Source organism: Agarivorans sp. MS3-6, from assembly GCF_054112545.1.
Genome location: NZ_CM134202.1, coordinates 3,393,301 through 3,410,352, shown reverse-complemented (window position 1 = coordinate 3,410,352; position 17,052 = coordinate 3,393,301). Strand labels below are relative to the sequence as shown.

Here is a 17,052-nt window from a genome sequence, read left to right as displayed (position 1 = left end):
AAGCTGTTTGGTTAAAGCGGCCAAAATCAGTTGATTATATCGCTTATGGGTTTAGCGGCAGTTGTTACTCTTAATGGCAAGTGAAAATTCAACAAAGGCATCTATTTTTATTTGTGATGACTATCAGCTAGTCCACAAAATGAATCTTTTTGCCGTCACCATTGGGCTGAGCAAGCGATCGCCGGCGGATCACTTCAACAAAGTTAAGATCTTTTAGGCAGATAAAAATCCGTCACAGTAATTTCACATTTCTCTGAGATACTCGACCGTTTGTCGCTTCAGCCCCATAAAACTTGTTAAACAGCAGCGATTTGTACTTTAAAGCGCAAGCGAGCCTACGTACACTGACTGCAATGCTGTTTTAACCCATAACATGGTGAAAATGTGTTTAGCCCCTCCCCCATTGAATCAGTCCAGTTTATGGGACACCCCGTGTTCGTAAAAAGAGACGATCTGCTAGATAAACGCTTTTCTGGCAATAAAGCACGCAAGTTCTATCACTTCTTGGTAAATGAACAGCCGCAAGTCACTCAAGTAGTAAGCAGTGGCTCGCCACAGGCCAATTCATTGTATTCACTCGCGGCCTTAGCAAAGCTGAAGAATTGGCAGTGTGAGTTTTACGTTGATCATATTCCTAGCTGGCTGCGACAAAACCCTAGCGGTAATTATCAAGCAGCCATCGAGCTAGGTGCTCGTATTATTGAGGTGCGAAACTTACTGGGTAAACAAATAGCCAACCTTGATAACTTTATGCAGCAATTGGTTAAACCCTGTTTAACCGAGCAGCAATTGTTTGTTCCAGAAGGCGGACGCTGTGAATACGCCAGAGAAGGTGTGGTGCTACTGGCGCAAGAAATAGAACAATGGCAGTTACAACACGGTATTGCGCGCTTAAATGTAATGCTTCCCGCAGGGACCGGCACCACAGCGTTATTCCTCAGTGAATATTTTTGTAAGTTTAACCCAAGCATTCATGTGCTTAGCTGCACCTGCGTAGGCGATGAAGATTATTTACGTTTACAATTTAGTCTGCTAAATAGCGATATCAGCACACACCCTACAATATTGCCTCGCGCCAAAAAGTTTCACTTTGGCAAACTCTACCTAGAGCATTACCAAACTTGGCTAGCATTAAATCAGCAAACGGCGATAGAGTTTGACTTACTATATGATCCTATTGGTTGGCAATGCTTAGTGAGCTATCTTGGAGCCCACACTGACAGCACACCAACACTGTATATTCACCAAGGTGGCTTATTAGGTAATCAGAGTATGCTAGCGCGCTACCAACGAAAATATCCGCAGTTAAGTGCTTAGCGCCAATTTAACCAATAGCTGTACTGGAAGTCTTCAGCTAGATTGACCGTTTCTTGATAACTTTCAGTGGGCGTATTTAGGCATTCGGTTCCATTAAACTCTGGTTCTGCCCAGCCGGTATTTTCATCTAAAAACTCCCGAACATAACCCCAACGCCCGCAAGACAGAATGCTGTCATAACCCACATCACGCTGACAGACCACGCAAGTTTCAAACTCAACCTGAATATCTTGCCCTTCTTTACCTAAGGCATCTGACACGAATGGCGTGTCGTAAATGGCCAAGGTAGATGAACGTTTAGGGCGTCCCTGCCAAGGCTTATCTCGATTATCTTCTGGGGTATCATGCACCCCGTAACCATGCTCAAGCGGTGCCGCATCATAAAATGGCTCCAGTAACTGCTTCGGAGCATCCACTTGTGAACGCTGCTCACCATCGAGTAAACGGCGATTTGTGGTGCGAACTTGCAAGATCCGATATTGGCTGCATTGTGCTTTATTATCTAAATCTAGTTCTCCATCAGTATTGGCGAATAGGTGTATTTCTATGCCAACGCCTGTCGCGTTGTCGCGGGCAATATAAGAAGCTTGCTGACGACCGCTGTGGTACCAAGCTTTAGAGAAAACCAGTATACCCACGTTTTGTTGCTGATAAGTCACCGGACAAACTTTACCCACCAGCAGATCTTCGGCCGACGCCGAATGCCCCAATAGCCACACACCCGTCATCATTACCTGTAATAAGTAGCGCTTCATAAAGGCTCCAATTGCAGATTAATCACTAACCATTATTTAAGTGTAGTGGCTTTTATCAATTTCAATTTGGCCGTTCTATTTTTTCATCACTGATATTTTTATGACTAAACACTTGGTTTTAACGCCTCGACAATGGCAAGCTAAAGCCAAGTTGAAAAGGATTGGTAAATCAATGGCTAGAATATCTCAACACGCTCTTAAGCAAGCCGCCCAAGCAGGCATTATTAGTGAGCAACAAGCCGATAGCTTGCACCTGTTTCTCCAGCAGCAAGACAGCCATACTCCGCGTTTTAACTTTACCCATCTGCTGTATTATTTCGGCGGTTTAATTGCCATTGGCGCAATGACACTATTTATGAATCTTGCATGGGAAGGCTTTGGTGGTTGGGGAATCGTTAGTATTAGCTTGGGGTATGCTGTATTAGCCTTAATACTGTGCCAACGCTTAAAAAATCAAGGGCTTGTCATTCCTGCTGGCCTTTGCGCCACCTTTGTTATTTGTTTAACACCGCTAGCGATATATGGCTTACAACAGGCTATGGGCTGGTGGCCGTCATCTAGCCAATATCAGGATTACCATCGCTATATCCAGTGGCAATGGATTTACATGGAAGTAGCCACCTTAGTGGTGGGGCTGATCCTTAGCTGGCATTATCGCTACCCTTTCATGATATTACCTATCGCCGTAACCCTTTGGTATATGAGTATGGATATTGCGGCAATGCTAACGGGGCATCGCCCCGATTACCTATTTAGGGCCTTGGTGTCGCTCTATTTTGGCTTGGCTATGATACTCATTGCTTTTTGGGTGGATATTCGCAGCCGCCACTGTGGTGACTACGCTTTTTGGCTTTACCTGTTTGGCGTATTGACTTTTTGGTGTGGCCTCACGATGCAAGATTCAAACAGTGAACTGGCTAAACTTGGCTACTTTGTGACAAACTTAGTAATGATGCTCTGTGGGGTAATTTTGGCCCGTAAAGTGTTTGTGGTATTTGCCGCCTTTGGCAGCTTTGCCTACTTGTACCACTTAGCCGATAGTGTATTTCAAGACAGTTGGTTGTTTCCAATCTCTCTCACCATTATCGGTTTAGCCATCGTTTACCTTGGGATCCTCTGGCAGAAACACCAACTTAGTTTAAGCAGTAAACTTCGTGCCTACTTGCCGCTTGCTTTGCAGGAGCTGTTAGCCAGTAAAGCGCACTAATTCTAGACATAGTTTTAGCCCTTAAACGTTTCCAACGCTAGCTGAACATTCCCATTTTTCAGTACTGCCAAATGGATTACCTCTTTAGGGTTAAAGCCACTCAGCCATTCGTTTTTTCACAAGAAAAGCTCTTAACAAAACCCACTAACTAAAAAAAACAATCTAAACTTATAGTCAAGTTACGAGGGTATGACTTTGTTTTATTTACTTTTATGTCATTAATAATGAAATGTGTGAGTGGTTATAAACATGAATGTTAAGAGTTTAAGATTTAGGTATTCACTGATATTTGCGGTAAATGCAATACTGCTAATAACAGTATCACTGATCGGATTTAACGTAGGGAAAAGTACTTCTATCAGTTTAGCTACGGTAGAAGAAAACATATTACCAGCATTAGCTTCGGTACTTAATGCTGATCGCGACCTCTATCAAGCCAGGGTTGCCGAACTTGAGGCCATTGAAGCAAAACCTGAAGAGCGAGCAGCCTTTTTGGCCAGTTATCAAGAGAATGCCCAACAAGCCCAGCAGCGGATGCAGAAATTTAAAGATTTGCTGAGTGCTTATCCTAGCGCTACCCAAGGTCTCGATAGCTTTGGGCAGCGATTTAGTCAGTGGGAAAAGCACAGTTCAGAAGTGTTTACCCTACTTAAAGCAAACAATACCAAACAAGCTATCGAATTAAGTAAAGGGCTCAGCCTCAGTAGTTTCGACAGCGTAAGAGATCTTTACAACACAGCGACTGAAGCCGCTGAGCAATTAGCTAATGACATTGAACGAGAGTCTAAAGCCACGGTACATAATCAACTTAATGCACTGAGTATTGTAGCCATTACAGCCGTTATTCTATCTATTTTATTGGCCTATTATGGCCCTAAAATATTGGTTGATTCGATTACACGTATTACCACCCGAATAAACGATATTTCACAAGGTGACGGCGATTTAACCCAAAGATTAGAAGTACAACGACAAGATGAAATAGGCGAGTTAGCAAACAGCTTCAACCAGTTTGTCGAGTTGCTAGAAGGCCTAATCAACAATGTTAATAAGCTGTCTAATGAACTCAGTGAGTCGATAATTAACATCAGTCAAAAATCAGAGCAAACCACAGAAGTCAGTAAGGAACAAAACCAATCGGTCGAAATGATCGCCACAGCGGTGACCGAAATGGCAGCCGCTATTCGCGAGGTGGCTAATAACGCCAACCATGCTGCAGAAGAAGTAAATACTGTGAATAGCCAAACTGAACAAGGGCAAAATGTTACTAAAAAATCCGTAGAGCACATCACCTTACTTTCAAATACCGTGCAAAATGCCTCAGATGTTGTTGAGAGTTTATCTCAAGATTCTGACCGCATTGCTTCAGTGCTAGATGTTATTCGAGGCATTGCCGAGCAAACCAATTTACTGGCGCTAAATGCCGCGATTGAAGCAGCCCGAGCAGGCGAGCAAGGCCGTGGTTTTGCGGTGGTGGCCGACGAAGTAAGAAGTTTGGCCAGTAAAACCCAACAATCAACTGAAGATATTCAGAAAATGATTGAAGCTTTACAAAGTGGAGTAACTCAAGCTGTTGAAGCAATCAACAAAGGATCTACTGTCGCCGAGGGAACGGTAGACTTAGCGAATCAAACCTTAACGGCACTTAATCAAATCCTTGAATCCACCTCTAGAGTGAGCGAGGTATCTGCATCTACAGCGACTTCTACTGAAGAACAAAGCCATGTAACCGAAGACATTGACCGTAACTTAAATGAGCTAGCGGACAAAACTAGAATTAACTTAGAAAACTCTACCGAATCTTTAGCCAACGCCCAAAGAGCTTTAGAGCAGGCTGAATCACTTAACCAACAACTCAGTCGTTTTAAAGTTTCAGGCTAAATAAACAGTATAAAAAAGCTGCACTGAATCTAGTGCAGCTACAGTCTAATAAGACCCAAGGTTTCTGCTTACGCGGTATTGATGCAAAGAGAGTACGACTAACCAATGACTCAAAAAAAAGTATAAAAAAGCCGCACTAAACCTAGTGCTGACACCATCTAATATACTTCTAGCTTAATGCTTACGCGGTATTGATACAAAGAGAGTATGACTAACCAATGACTCAAAAAAAAGCATAAAAAAAGCTGCACTAAATCTAGTGCAGCTACAGTCTAATAAGACCCAAGGTTTCAGCTTACGCTGAGTGTGGAGAGAGTACTTACGTACCAGGGCTGCTAAGCCCCATTGGGTGTAAACCCTGAGCCCTTAGGCTCGTTTTTTATGCCCTTCCTTCAAGTGCACAAAATCTACATCATCAAGCCCCTGAATATCAAAAGCTTGACCAAATCCTTTTACATAGCGACCTTTCACGGGTGATAAAGCAAATAAACTAAAGTCGGCTAACTGGCGTAAGTTTCCCACTATTTCGCCATGGCGTTGCTCTAACAAATCCAATACTTGTTCACGAGGTTCACTATCAACTTGCTTGGCGATAACGTCATAACTTAGCCGCTTTCGCGCATAAATCTGTTTAGTATCAACTTCATCAGCGATCAACATCACAGCGGCCTTTTCGTGAGCACGCAGGTAATCTGCGTGCTTAGATATATCACTGATTAAAATGTAAAATGCTCCCTGATAACTAACAAAAGGAGAATAAGAACTATGTGGAAAGCCATCTTCCCCAATAGAAGCAATTAAAATGCTTTGTTGGCTAGCAATAAATTCGGCAATTTCAGGGCCAAGGCGTGATGCTAAACGTTGCTTCTTATCAATCATAACGATGTGTTCTCTAATTCCGTTAGGGCCATATTCTGTTTCAAAACTTCAAAGCGCTCTACTTGTTTCGGCAACAATACGCGTTTACGGTCCCGCCCTAAATAAATTTTAAAAATGGTGTCGCCATTATCATCAAAAAACTGAAAACAGTAGCTTTCTACCCCACGCAAGGGCTTGCTCACTAAAGCAACACTGGCGATATTTTCAAGTTTAAGGTGACCATGAAGATGGCTTTGCTTATCCATTAGATTGTAATAGCCGTGGCCGGGCTTTCCACATGGAAAGTTGTCTTTTATTTCAAACACCGAACCAGCAACTTGCACGATGGTCGTCATCGGCCCCCAGCTAGGTAAATCGTACATTAACCACTGTAATTGCTCATGTGGCAACCAACATGCCCAATGTTCAGGTAAGTGTGCAACGACTTCAGCTTCACTGCACTTAGCTTGTTGAGCTAGCTGAGCCACACTAAGTTCACTGTGTTGCTCAATTACCTCGGCCAGCGATAACACCATCAAAATCTCCTATCAATCATTGTTACTCTTTTCGTATCTACCTAAACGCAGCAGTGCGTTGGAGTACTTAACTTGAGATTACCTTAACCGACCAAAACACCAAATGCAAATCATTATCATTTGTATTTACAAAGTTTGGATTTACGATTATTCTAAGGCCTGTTTTTAGCATTAATGTGTAAGGGTGAAGAATGAGGAAGCTTAGCTTGGCCGTGCTGATTTCAGCCGCTATTCATGGCTACGTTATATCTAAGCAACCTAAACACGAGGTATTTAGCCCAAGCTCTGGGGGGCAGGCATCTGCACCAAGTATAGCAGTAATGGCAATCAATACTTCAGTGGCAACGGCTAGCCCTGAGCCCACAGAAATTAAGCCTGAGACGGCTGCTGTTAAAACAAAATCAGCCACTAAGCCTCGTTCTGAGAAGTTGACTGAAGCGCCAAAAAAATCGAAGGAAGAGAACAGTGAAAAGCCAACTGACCAACCAAACAGCGACTCGCAGCTTGCCCAATCTCAATCGACGCCAACGCAACAAACAGAAAAGGCGCAGCCAGACCCCATTAAGCCTGCAACAAAGCCTGATGATAAGCGCCAGCCTATCACTGAAGAGCAAGCTGTAAACGCATCAGTAAGCCAACTTGATAGCAAACCTCAATCTGAACAGGGTTTATCGCAAGTTCCTCGCCTGAATAGCCAACCAAGATTTTCTCAGCCCCCTGCTGCTCCCATCTACCCACGTCTAGCCAAAAAGCGAGGCTTAGAAGGAACGGTATTAGTTGAAGTTTGGATTGACCAAAAAGGGCAGCAAACCAAGCAGCAAATATCGAGCAGCTCAGGGGTTAAAAGCCTTGATAAAGCCGCGCTCAAAGCAGTGCAAAAATGGCGTTTCAAAGCACTGATCGTAGAAGGCCAAGCGCAAGCTTCACGTGCGCTTATTCCCATTAAATTTAAACTGAGTTAACCCTATGCAAATTTTATCTTCTGAGCAGCTTTCCGCTGTAAGCAACATTATTACAGCCGAGCAACTTGGTGATTTACGCTGGCCAATTGTATTTTGCTCCATATTGGCTTGCGCAATTATTGTCGAACGCATCGTAACGCTAGCAGTTGTGCATATCTCTAACCATCAGCGAAACTGGTTAAGCCAAGCCACCCATTTACTCGCTAACAAGCAGTCACCTTGCTCAAAGAACGCCCCCTGCTTTTCTCGCTCTCGCTGCTTGGCTCGAAAAGCGATTTGCTTACTGCTGGTGCATAAAAACCAAGCTAAATCACTACGCGAAGAGATTGCAGCGGTGTGGTTACGTCAGCAACAACAAAAGCTAGCTCGTGGGATAAAAGCGCTACACATTTTGGCCCTGATTAGCCCCTTGCTTGGTTTACTAGGCACCGTGTTAGGACTGATTGAAATGTTTGATGCTTTAGCGAGCAGTGAACAAGCGGTAAACCCTGCCATGCTATCGCAAGGCTTAGGCACCGCCATGTACACAACCGCCGCAGGCCTGTTGGTGACAGTTCCCGCTTTAGCTTTTGCTCATGGTTTAAGCCTATGGAAAGAACGCATTATTCATGAACTAGAAACCATGATTAACCAAGCTAACTTGATGCTAGAAGGGGTAAATACCTTAGCTGACGACGCTCGCACTCTGTCAGCTTTTCAGCCTAGCGCTGCGCTAACCCCTAGCCTGGAGCAAGCGTCGGTATGATTCGCTTAGAAGAACAGCATGGCAGCTTTAGCATGGTGCCTGATTTAACCGCCTTGCTGGATATCATCTTCATTGTATTAGTATTTTTATTGTTAACGGCCAACAATCGTGTCTATCAAATGGATATGAGCTTACCCCCTTCTGAGCGGGGCCAAACCCGTTTAGCCACTGAACCTGCGCAGATCCAACTGAGCTTATTTCAAGGGAACCCTATTTGGGGGCTAGGCGAACAACGCTATCAGAGCTTTAAACAATTTGAGGTAGCGCTAAACCAACAGGTTCACAAGCCGGGCACTGCCGAGGAGCAAAAACCCAGTGTCAGCTTAGCCAGTGAACGCCAGGTACCGGTAGAGCATTTATTAAAAATGCTTGAGTTATTGCACCAACTCAATATTGAAACAACCCAAATTTTAATGGAAAAAAACCATGAATAAGCCCCTACTCTCGCCGCTCGGATCCGCTATGGTCGGCTTCGCTTTGTTGTTCAGTAGCACATTAGATGCAAAGCCCTTAAGCCGCGTGATCAGTGCAGGCGCTAACATTACCGAAATCATCATTGCTTTAGATGCCCAGCAGCAGCTAGTCGCTGTAGACTCCACCAGCCAATTACCTAATGGCTCAGCACTGCCAGTAGTAGGCTACCACCGCCAACTCAGCGCCGAAGGACTATTGGCACTGAATCCTGACGCCGTCATAGGGAGTGAGGATATCGGACCCGACAGTAGTATTGCTCAGTTAGAGCAAGCCGGTATTGCAGTACACAAGCTAAATAGCCAATCTAGTATTGCTAGTCTCAAGCAGCGCATAGATCAGTTAGCGAACTTAATGGGGCACCCGCAACAAGGCCAAGCATTGCAAGTAAACCTCGCCGAACAACTCACGCAGCTCGAACACCAAGCAGCTTCAGCCAAGGCGGTTAAGACCCTGTTTTTTATTAGCCATGATGCAAAGAAAATGCTTGCCGCTGGCGACCAAACTACCGCCAATAGTATTATTGAGCTCGCCGGCGCAGTAAACTTAGCCAAGCCTCACATTAATAGCTACAAGCCTTTATCCGAGGAAGCGATTTTATCCTTACAGCCTGAACTATTGCTTTTCAGCCAACGCAGCTTAGATAAGTTAGGTGGCATCGCTGGGGTATTAAAGAGTTTTCCGGTATTAGCTGCAACGCCCGCTGGAAAATCTAAAGCTATCTATGCTATTGATGGACATGCACTAATTGGTGGCTTAGGCTTGGCAAGCATAGATGAAGCGGTGCGACTGACCCAGCGTTTACAATAGCTCTTGTCAGCTTGATGCCCTTAACGAGTAACAATGGCTGCAAGCCATTGTTACTCAATAAAGATTACCTCTAGTCTGAGTAAAGCTCATGTTAGTGTTTTAGTAGGTTGTATTGATGTCTCTGTTTTCTCAAAATTCTTCTCCAGGTTCAGCATTTTCAGTTTGGCTGATGCCAGTGGCGTTACTGTTGCTGCTTGCTACCGCGCTGCTGTCGGTAACTCAAGGACCCATGAGTATCCCGGTAAGCGACGCTTTAGCGGCTTTATTGCCCTTTGAGCTGCACAGTGATGCGCCAGCGCATTACCAACTCGTGGTCACCGGTATTCGCTTACCACGTACTTTATTGTGCATTGCCGTAGGCGCTATTTTAGCCATGTGCGGTGCGGTAATGCAGGGCTTGTTTCGTAACCCCTTAGCCGACCCAGGCATCATTGGTGTATCGAGCGGCAGCGCCGCCGGTGCTGCGATAGCCATTGTGTTATTAAGCATGCTGAACATTCAACTTCCAGAGCTGATCAATACACTTGCGGTGCCTTTATTTGCTTTTCTTGGTGGCTTCATCACTACCATATTGGTATACCGATTAGGCACCACCCCCAATGGCACATCAGTAGTCATGATGCTACTCGCAGGTATTGCCGTTGGCGCTTTGTCAGGCGCAGGCATTGGCCTGTTAAGTTATTTAGCCAATGACCAAATGCTACGCGATTTAAGCCTATGGCAAATGGGCTCATTAGCAGGGGCCACTTGGAGCAACATCATTTTGGCTTTTGCCACCTTAGCGGTGCTGTGTGTGGTATTTATGCGCAAAGCTAAGGCCTTAAATGCACTATTGCTTGGAGAAGCCGAAGCAGGTCACCTCGGCATTCAAGTTCAGCAATTAAAAAGTCAGCTTATTTTTTTCACTGCACTAGGAGTGGGTATTGCCGTATCCGTATCAGGCTTAATTGGCTTTGTGGGTTTAGTGGTCCCCCATTTAGTTCGCATGCTAATGGGCCCAAATCACCAGCGGCTGATTCCTTTCAGCGCTCTGCTTGGCGCCGCTTTATTATTGCTAGCTGACATTATTTCCCGTTTGGTTATTAGCCCAGCCGAGCTACCTGTAGGCATTGTCACTGCGCTAGTTGGCGCGCCGTTTTTCATCTTCTTGCTGCTGCAGCAACGCCAACGAATAGCCTAAGGATTAACATGACAAATTCAATGAATAGTGTTCAGCTAACAAATATTGATCTACAGCTAGGGATGAAGCGGCTTTTTAAACAACTCTCTGTCAGTTTTAGCGCAGGCCAACATACCGCCTTGTTGGGTGCCAATGGTGCGGGGAAAAGCTCTTTATTAAAACTGATTTGCGGTGACAGAACGCAACATGCTGGCGTAATAGACATACTTGGCCAGCCACGTGAAGCCTGGAACAAACCAGCGCTGAGTCGCCACTTAGCAGTGTTACCACAAAGTTCAGAGCTAAGTTTTGCTTTTAGTGTTAGTGAAGTGGTGGCGCTGGGTTTAATCAACAGCAGTTTGAGCTATCAGCAGCAGCAACACGTGATTAAGCAGCAACTAGACTTGATGGACATTTGGCATTACCGTGATACGCCCTACCCCCAACTGTCGGGGGGCGAGAAACAACGGGTGCACTATGCTCGCGTGACGGCACAACTGGCCACAACGCCCATTGAACAGCAAATTTTGTTGTTAGACGAGCCTACCAGTGCGCTTGATTTAAACCACCAGCAAGTATTAATGGAACATGCGTCTCAATTAAGCCAACAGGGCGCTACAGTAATAAGTGTGGTTCACGACTTAAATTTGGCCTCGCGTTATTGCCAACGAATTATACTGCTTAAACAAGGCGAAATATGTGCCGATGGCAAGCCAGAGCAAGTACTCACGCAAGCTAATATTAACCATGTTTTTGATTATGACGCACAAATTTTACGCCACCCAGAACAAGACTTCCCAGTGATTATTTAAGCCTTTAAGCTTAACCCCGCTCATTATTACGGTAAGCCTTGGGACTAAAGCCGGTTAATTGCTTAAAACGCGCGCTAAAGTGAGCCTGTGAAGAAAAGCCCACGTGATAAGCAATCTCAGTCAAACTCAGTGCAGGTTTGCCTAGCAATTGCTTCGCATAGTCTATTCGACGGATACTTAAATACTGATGAGGGCTATAACCGCTGCTTTGCTTAAACATTCGAGCAAAATGATAGTCACTCAAGTCCACCAGCTGAGCCAATTGGTGTAAGCTGATGTTGTCAGCCAAATGCGCTTCAATATAGTCTTTACAGCGTTGTAGCTGAAATGGTGCTAAACCACCAATGGCCAAACTTGGCAGGTTTTTATCTAAGTACTGTTTAGCGATATGGCCCAGCAATAGCTGACTAATTTGATCTAAAGCTAAACGGTCGCCATCATCTTGCCAATTCAGCTTAATGAGCCACTGCTGAATTAAACTGTTTACCGCTTGGTCATCAATAAAAGTGAGGTCTCGCAAATTTAAATCTGCTGCATTTTTATCCCAATTATGTTCAATACTGCGGCTTAAATCATCGTCAGAAAAATACAGGTGAACAAACCCCAGCGCTCCATCAACTTGCCAGTGGGACTCGTGACCTGCTGGCATTAAGCACAACTTACCCGGTGCACCACCGGCGATCTGTTGCTTACCCTGCAGCCGCTTAGTGTTATACCCTCCGCTGACATAGACACTTAGAGTATGGTGTTCAGGTTTAAGGTAAGAGGTGCGATCGTCACAATTTGACCAGCGAGCAAAACCCAATTGCGGCCCCAAATTGACACTGTTATGTAATACGGCACGCGCCTGATTCAAGCGTTCAACAACGTGCCTGCTGTGGATGAGCGGATGGTTTGAATGATTAGATTGCATACCACCTCCTTATGGCTGCCCCTTGCTAGCTGACTAGGCGTGCACAGTCGCGACTGGCAGTGACAGAGCAAATATGAATTTCAGTAATTACTAGTATTTAACCAGCGGTTTTCGGTATAATCCCGCTTCGATTAATTTAAGAGCAATACTCTAGCGACCTTTAGAGTATGAGTAATACGTAGGCACAAATTTCTTTGCTACGTATCCCCCCTTCAAACCACGGACGATAATACCTTGCTTACATACAAGGTGCTTGGGCGACTGCGACTTAACATATTTACCTAACGATTTACCGAGACAAGCTTGTAAATGAAGATATTAAACTTTGCTGCTGCCGCTTTATTAACGTCCTTTTTCAGCTTTGCAGAAGAAGTCGAACAAACTAATTTAAACAATCAGCAATACGACGCGTACTTTCCTATCTGGGCCCAAGAGGCTATCGACTTAGGACATAAGCTACCAAAACCCTATGGGTTTAGCATTAATTATATGAACATGTCACAACCATTAATCGTCGATAATGTGGCGTTTTCCGGTTTAGGTGCCATCGATAACTTAATAGCAATCAACGGTAGTCACGCCATACAAGAATCTGAAACTATCACCCTACGTGGTGATATATGGGTGCTGCCTTTTTTGAACGTATATGGCGTGTTAGGTCAAACAAAGGGCAGCAGCGTGGCCAACGTGCAGCTTGCCTTAGCCGGAAAACCTATTGGCCAACCGTTCGACTTTAGCTTAGAATTTAGCGGTATAACCTACGGGGCTGGCACCACCTTAGTTGGCGGTGTCGGTAATTGGTTTACCTTGCTTGATGTAAACTACACCAACACCGCTCTTGACATACTTGATGGCGAAATAAGCTCGATTGTCGTTACGCCCCGCGCTGGCTATAGGTTTGAGCATTCAGGTCGTGATATTCAAATTTGGGCGGGTGCCATGTACCAAAATGTAGAGCAAACCTTTAGCGGTAACCTCGATGACATTGGTATTAATTTGCCGCCGCCGTTACCGTCTGGTGGCAAATTTGTAGTGACTCAACATTTAGAAGAAAAGTGGAATGCTTTACTAGGTGGCCAAGTATCCCTTACTGAACACATGGATGCCCTAGTTGAAGTGGGCTTTGGTAAACGTAGTAGCTTTATGCTTGGTTTAGGGTATCGATTCTAATGAATAGTAGTTTGCAGCTCAGTCGATGGACAGCGGCTTTAGTATTAGTACTCAGTATCACTGGCTGCTCAGCTCTATCAGTAAAAGAACAGTTAGATAATACGCAACTGACCAACGCGCATTTCACTCAAAGCGAAATACAATTATCTGAAGGTGGTCAATTACGCTACTGGATTGGTGGAAAGGGTCAACCATTAGTCATGCTGCATGGTTTTGGCGGCACAGCCACCACCACGTGGTTACCGATGATGTTAGCGCTCAGCCAGCATTACCAGGTGATAGCACCAGACCTCGCATGGTTTGGTGATTCCGTTAGCCATGGCCCTGCAAACATCACCACCCAGCGAGCGGCCGTTAACCAGCTACTTAGCCAGCTTAGAGTTGAACACTACCATTTAGTCGGTATTTCATACGGTGGCTTAGTCGCCTATGACATGATGGCTAATCAGCAAAACATTCAGAAAGCGGTGATATTATCCAGCCCCGGTACGTTTATTAGTGACCAAGACTTAGCCGAGCTCAGCCAACGCTTTAGCGTTGAGCAACCCGCAGATATTTTTGTACCTGAAAACCGCCTGCAAATGCGCCGCTTATTTGAAGGGGTATTTACCCGTTTCCCACCTCTGCCACACGCGATAGATGAGCAAATTTATCAACGTTACTTTGCCCCTTGGCAGCCGCAAAAACGCCAGTTAATCGATAGTTTACCGAGTTACCGCGATACCTTAAGCCAACAAGTCAAGCCAGAAGATATGCCTCCAGTCTTATTAGTGTGGGGAGAGAACGACCAAGTGTTTACACTTGAACAAGGCAAGCAATTATCACGCTACTTACATGCCCCGATGGTGATTATTCCTGATGCTCCCCATAATATTAGCAACGAATATCCCGATACCGTTAGCCAAGCAATCGAGTTGTTTATTCAATGATGAAGACTATTTCAAATTGTGGCATTAGAAAGCCAAACAGCAGCCCCATAGCCCGTATTGGTGGCATTATCCTTATCACCGTGTTGCTAGCATCGTGCTCATCTAAAGATTGGCAGACCCGCAGCCGCCCTAGCGAACAGGCAGTGGCCAGCGCGTTAGATGAACTGCCTGATATGGCGCTGCTTACCGAGCAAATACCCGAACAATTTAGTTTGGCTCGTATGCCTGAAGACGTGCGCCCTTGCTGCGCTTTTGGCGATCACCAAAAAGTGAAAGTCGGTAGCTTAGAAGTGCCCTTATTTCGTTACGCCAACACCCTCTCGGTAGATGATATTGGTCCTCATGCCTATGAAGCTGGAACATGGAGCTTTCAACGAGGCGAACCCAATGCTCGCCGCAATAGTGAGAACAACGGTCAAATCTACACCCTACGTGGCGGCTTCATTGATTTAGCCCATGTGCGCGATACCGCTGACAATACCATTGCTTTATTTCAGCGTATTTATCCACAATTAGGTGAAGCCTTTAGCATTGAGTTGCCACCAGAAATCGGCCCCAGAGAGTTACGTTTTCAGGCCTTTGATATAGAGCACTTAGCCCCGCAACAGCGCTGGGAGTTAGCGGCGCAACTAGCCGCACGAATGGCCTTTTCAATGGCTAAGGCCCATGAAATAGCCCAGTGGCATGGCTATCGTAGTTGGAAACCTTGGTCGGAAGCGGTATCGGCTTACTCGCCTGAAGATCTTTACTCTAATATGTTGGGGGCAAAAATTGGCTTAGCCCTTGTAATTAATAACTTAACCATGAATAAAGAGTTGTATAACCAACACATGACCCATTGGTTGAAAGCCTCTATCGAACTGCTAGAGCCCGTCTCCAAAGAACAAACCACCGCCTTTTTTGACGTTGTGGATGGACTTTGGTGGGACTCTGAAGAACCTCTGCCTAATAAGTTTATGCTGTTAAAACGCCACTACCTCTTAAACTATCAACAAGTCCCTTATCTGGTGCCACAAACATTGGCTAGCAAGGATGAAAATTGGCCGCTATTGGCGCCATTGTATGAGCAGCAAGCTCCAATGTTAAGCTTGAGCTTACCTGCAATTATCCACGGTATTGAATTGGCTGACGTTAGCGAGCAATGGCTAGAGGTGGCGCCAAACTTTCAAGGCAATTTTGAGCACATCCCTGCTCAGCTATGGCAAAATGGCTTCAGCAATCAGCAATTCATAGAAATTAGCCAGTACAATCAACAACAAGATGAAATAGAACTACAGAATCATATTTCTGGTAAGACTAGCCATCAATGACAAAAAAATATGGCCTTGCCTTAAGCTTATTATTCAGCCTGAATACCTTTGCCAATCAGTCAGCATCGAACCCGCAAGATGATACCAGCCAAGCTAGTTGGGTGGACAATATTCTTGAAAACCTAGGTGCAGATGGCGGTTTTGATAATACTAAAGCTATCGATTTTAGCGTGTTGCCGGGGCCTTTTTACAATCCTGAAATGTCTTTAGGTGTGGGGATCTCTGCGATTGGTTTATATCAAATTGACGAGCAAGATACCGTTAGCCAAACATCGTCTTTGGTGATTAATGGGTTTGCCTCAGTGAATGGCTCTGTAGGTGTGGTCATCGATAACCGCAGCTTTCTAAAAGAAGACCAATGGCGTGTCTATGTGGATGCAGAAATCGCCGATGCGCCCGATGTCTATTACGGTATCGGTTACCAACAAAATCGCCAAGACGATAACCGGGTCAATTTTGATCACCGCCAACTCTCGCTGCGACCGATGCTGCTAAAGCGAGTATCTGAATCAGCCTTTATTGGCGCAGGCTTTGACCTTAGCTATGCCAAGGCCAGCGATATAGATGATGGCGAAAGCTTGGTGGATAGCTCCCTACTAGACGACAGTTCCAGTGCCGTGGGCGCAAGCTTCCAAGCTAACTTCGATACTCGCGACGTGGTACGAAACCCCTATGAAGGTCGACTATTACAACTTGACCTAGGGCTTTATCACCCCAGCATTGGCAGCAGCGACAATTTTCAAACGCTGAGTTTTAATTACAGTGAATACCTACAACTTGGCCCCAGAGACAGCTTGCTAGCTTGGCAATTTAAAAGTCGCTTTACCTATGGCGACACCCCGTGGCACATGTTATCGACCGTAGGCGGGGGGTCGGCTTTACGCGGCTATACAACAGGCCGCTATCGCGATAAACAAATGGTAATGAGCCAAGCTGAATACCGGTGGGACTTACCGGGCCGCCATGGCATGGTATTTTGGCTAGGAGCGGGAGCCATTGCGCCACAACTAAGCCAGTTTAGCAGTGATGAAATTCTTCCAAATGTAGGATTAGGTTACCGCTTTGAAGTGAAAAGCCGCGTTAATTTACGCTTAGATATGGGCTTTGGCGACGGAGAGAGTGGCTTCTATTTTAATGTTGATGAGGCGTTCTGATAAAATCGGCTTACTGATTGTCGAGTTTTCCACTTAGGAATGCTTTGCATTTGGTACAATGAA

General features: G+C 45.2%; 17 protein-coding genes. 13 read left to right on the top strand and 4 right to left on the bottom strand.

What is annotated here, in order from left to right; genetic code table 11:
* The first annotated feature begins 420 nt into the window (after window positions 1–420).
* A complete protein-coding gene (locus tag ACVFI8_RS15695; protein WP_371923137.1) occupies window positions 421–1,317 on the top strand; it encodes a pyridoxal-phosphate dependent enzyme in 897 nt (298 codons plus the stop codon).
* Here the strand turns inward: ACVFI8_RS15695 and ACVFI8_RS15690 are convergent.
* Entirely contained in the window at window positions 1,314–2,072 is a 759-nt protein-coding gene (locus ACVFI8_RS15690; RefSeq protein WP_248712649.1) for a hypothetical protein, read from the bottom strand. The two genes, ACVFI8_RS15695 and ACVFI8_RS15690, sit on opposite strands and share 4 nt — an antisense overlap.
* Before the next feature lie 172 nt (window positions 2,073–2,244).
* Between ACVFI8_RS15690 and ACVFI8_RS15685 the strand changes: the two genes are divergently transcribed.
* Together ACVFI8_RS15685 and ACVFI8_RS15680 are read left to right on the top strand one after the other, a co-directional pair.
* Entirely contained in the window at window positions 2,245–3,279 is a 1,035-nt protein-coding gene (locus tag ACVFI8_RS15685; protein WP_457871876.1) for a DUF2157 domain-containing protein, read from the top strand.
* A gap of 249 nt (window positions 3,280–3,528) precedes the next feature.
* Complete coding sequence (locus ACVFI8_RS15680) at window positions 3,529–5,160, top strand: methyl-accepting chemotaxis protein (protein WP_457871874.1); 1,632 nt, start codon at window positions 3,529–3,531, stop codon at window positions 5,158–5,160.
* A gap of 366 nt (window positions 5,161–5,526) precedes the next feature.
* On the opposite strand, the gene ACVFI8_RS15675 is transcribed toward ACVFI8_RS15680, so the two are convergent.
* Window positions 5,527–6,039, bottom strand: coding sequence for a pyridoxamine 5'-phosphate oxidase family protein (locus tag ACVFI8_RS15675; protein WP_248712652.1), 513 nt, complete (start codon window positions 6,037–6,039; stop codon window positions 5,527–5,529).
* Window positions 6,036–6,554, bottom strand: coding sequence for a heme utilization cystosolic carrier protein HutX (hutX, locus tag ACVFI8_RS15670; RefSeq protein ID WP_457871872.1), 519 nt, complete (start codon window positions 6,552–6,554; stop codon window positions 6,036–6,038). Before hutX ends, ACVFI8_RS15675 begins: the two co-directional genes overlap by 4 nt.
* 191 nt (window positions 6,555–6,745) lie before the next feature.
* Here hutX and ACVFI8_RS15665 point away from each other — a divergent pair, with 191 nt between their 5' ends.
* The 6 genes from ACVFI8_RS15665 (at window position 6,746) to ACVFI8_RS15640 (ending at window position 11,513) form a co-directional block, all read left to right on the top strand.
* A complete protein-coding gene (locus tag ACVFI8_RS15665; protein ID WP_457871871.1) occupies window positions 6,746–7,516 on the top strand; it encodes a TonB family protein in 771 nt (256 codons plus the stop codon).
* A gap of 4 nt (window positions 7,517–7,520) precedes the next feature.
* Entirely contained in the window at window positions 7,521–8,261 is a 741-nt protein-coding gene (locus tag ACVFI8_RS15660) for a MotA/TolQ/ExbB proton channel family protein (protein WP_248712655.1), read from the top strand.
* Window positions 8,258–8,695, top strand: a complete 438-nt coding sequence (locus ACVFI8_RS15655) for an ExbD/TolR family protein (protein WP_457871869.1) — start codon at window positions 8,258–8,260, stop codon at window positions 8,693–8,695. Before ACVFI8_RS15660 ends, ACVFI8_RS15655 begins: the two co-directional genes overlap by 4 nt.
* A complete protein-coding gene (locus ACVFI8_RS15650; protein WP_457871867.1) occupies window positions 8,688–9,542 on the top strand; it encodes a heme/hemin ABC transporter substrate-binding protein in 855 nt (284 codons plus the stop codon). Before ACVFI8_RS15655 ends, ACVFI8_RS15650 begins: the two co-directional genes overlap by 8 nt.
* Before the next feature lie 115 nt (window positions 9,543–9,657).
* Entirely contained in the window at window positions 9,658–10,722 is a 1,065-nt protein-coding gene (locus ACVFI8_RS15645) for a FecCD family ABC transporter permease (protein ID WP_371923080.1), read from the top strand.
* An 8-nt stretch (window positions 10,723–10,730) separates the two neighbouring features.
* Window positions 10,731–11,513, top strand: coding sequence for a heme ABC transporter ATP-binding protein (locus ACVFI8_RS15640; protein WP_457871864.1), 783 nt, complete (start codon window positions 10,731–10,733; stop codon window positions 11,511–11,513).
* Between the two features lie 10 nt (window positions 11,514–11,523).
* On the opposite strand, the gene ACVFI8_RS15635 is transcribed toward ACVFI8_RS15640, so the two are convergent.
* Window positions 11,524–12,426 (bottom strand): helix-turn-helix transcriptional regulator, encoded by a 903-nt coding sequence (locus tag ACVFI8_RS15635; protein WP_457871862.1) that lies wholly within the window; start codon window positions 12,424–12,426, stop codon window positions 11,524–11,526.
* Between the two features lie 309 nt (window positions 12,427–12,735).
* Here ACVFI8_RS15635 and ACVFI8_RS15630 point away from each other — a divergent pair, with 309 nt between their 5' ends.
* Genes ACVFI8_RS15630 through ACVFI8_RS15615 form a run of 4 tightly spaced genes read left to right on the top strand, consistent with a single transcriptional unit; the run spans window position 12,736 to window position 16,989 of the window.
* Window positions 12,736–13,596 carry a virulence protein gene (locus ACVFI8_RS15630; RefSeq protein WP_457871860.1) on the top strand — a complete coding sequence of 287 codons (861 nt, stop codon included), beginning with the start codon at window positions 12,736–12,738 and terminating at the stop codon, window positions 13,594–13,596.
* Window positions 13,596–14,525 (top strand): alpha/beta fold hydrolase, encoded by a 930-nt coding sequence (locus ACVFI8_RS15625; RefSeq protein ID WP_457871859.1) that lies wholly within the window; start codon window positions 13,596–13,598, stop codon window positions 14,523–14,525. Before ACVFI8_RS15630 ends, ACVFI8_RS15625 begins: the two co-directional genes overlap by 1 nt.
* A complete protein-coding gene (locus ACVFI8_RS15620) occupies window positions 14,522–15,835 on the top strand; it encodes a DUF4056 domain-containing protein (protein WP_248712662.1) in 1,314 nt (437 codons plus the stop codon). The genes ACVFI8_RS15625 and ACVFI8_RS15620 overlap by 4 nt, the downstream gene beginning before the upstream one ends.
* The gene (locus ACVFI8_RS15615) at window positions 15,832–16,989 is read left to right on the top strand and encodes a BamA/TamA family outer membrane protein (RefSeq protein ID WP_457871857.1); all 1,158 of its coding nucleotides are present in this window, start codon (window positions 15,832–15,834) and stop codon (window positions 16,987–16,989) included. The genes ACVFI8_RS15620 and ACVFI8_RS15615 overlap by 4 nt, the downstream gene beginning before the upstream one ends.
* Window positions 16,990–17,052: the final 63 nt, after the last annotated feature.

Bases quoted from the DNA above. Each gene is read 5' to 3' on its own strand.
- ACVFI8_RS15660 (WP_248712655.1), top strand. From the start codon at position 7,521: ATGCAAATTTTATCTTCTGAGCAGCTTTCCGCTGTAAGCAACATTATT.
- ACVFI8_RS15640 (WP_457871864.1), top strand. From the start codon at position 10,731: ATGACAAATTCAATGAATAGTGTTCAGCTAACAAATATTGATCTACAG.
- ACVFI8_RS15645 (WP_371923080.1), top strand. From the start codon at position 9,658: ATGTCTCTGTTTTCTCAAAATTCTTCTCCAGGTTCAGCATTTTCAGTT.
- ACVFI8_RS15655 (WP_457871869.1), top strand. From the start codon at position 8,258: ATGATTCGCTTAGAAGAACAGCATGGCAGCTTTAGCATGGTGCCTGAT.
- ACVFI8_RS15665 (WP_457871871.1), top strand. From the start codon at position 6,746: ATGAGGAAGCTTAGCTTGGCCGTGCTGATTTCAGCCGCTATTCATGGC.
- ACVFI8_RS15675 (WP_248712652.1), bottom strand. From the start codon at position 6,039: ATGATTGATAAGAAGCAACGTTTAGCATCACGCCTTGGCCCTGAAATT.
- hutX (WP_457871872.1), bottom strand. From the start codon at position 6,554: ATGGTGTTATCGCTGGCCGAGGTAATTGAGCAACACAGTGAACTTAGT.
- ACVFI8_RS15630 (WP_457871860.1), top strand. From the start codon at position 12,736: ATGAAGATATTAAACTTTGCTGCTGCCGCTTTATTAACGTCCTTTTTC.
- ACVFI8_RS15695 (WP_371923137.1), top strand. From the start codon at position 421: ATGGGACACCCCGTGTTCGTAAAAAGAGACGATCTGCTAGATAAACGC.
- ACVFI8_RS15680 (WP_457871874.1), top strand. From the start codon at position 3,529: ATGAATGTTAAGAGTTTAAGATTTAGGTATTCACTGATATTTGCGGTA.
- ACVFI8_RS15690 (WP_248712649.1), bottom strand. From the start codon at position 2,072: ATGAAGCGCTACTTATTACAGGTAATGATGACGGGTGTGTGGCTATTG.
- ACVFI8_RS15685 (WP_457871876.1), top strand. From the start codon at position 2,245: ATGGCTAGAATATCTCAACACGCTCTTAAGCAAGCCGCCCAAGCAGGC.
- ACVFI8_RS15650 (WP_457871867.1), top strand. From the start codon at position 8,688: ATGAATAAGCCCCTACTCTCGCCGCTCGGATCCGCTATGGTCGGCTTC.
- ACVFI8_RS15625 (WP_457871859.1), top strand. From the start codon at position 13,596: ATGAATAGTAGTTTGCAGCTCAGTCGATGGACAGCGGCTTTAGTATTA.
- ACVFI8_RS15615 (WP_457871857.1), top strand. From the start codon at position 15,832: ATGACAAAAAAATATGGCCTTGCCTTAAGCTTATTATTCAGCCTGAAT.
- ACVFI8_RS15620 (WP_248712662.1), top strand. From the start codon at position 14,522: ATGATGAAGACTATTTCAAATTGTGGCATTAGAAAGCCAAACAGCAGC.
- ACVFI8_RS15635 (WP_457871862.1), bottom strand. From the start codon at position 12,426: ATGCAATCTAATCATTCAAACCATCCGCTCATCCACAGCAGGCACGTT.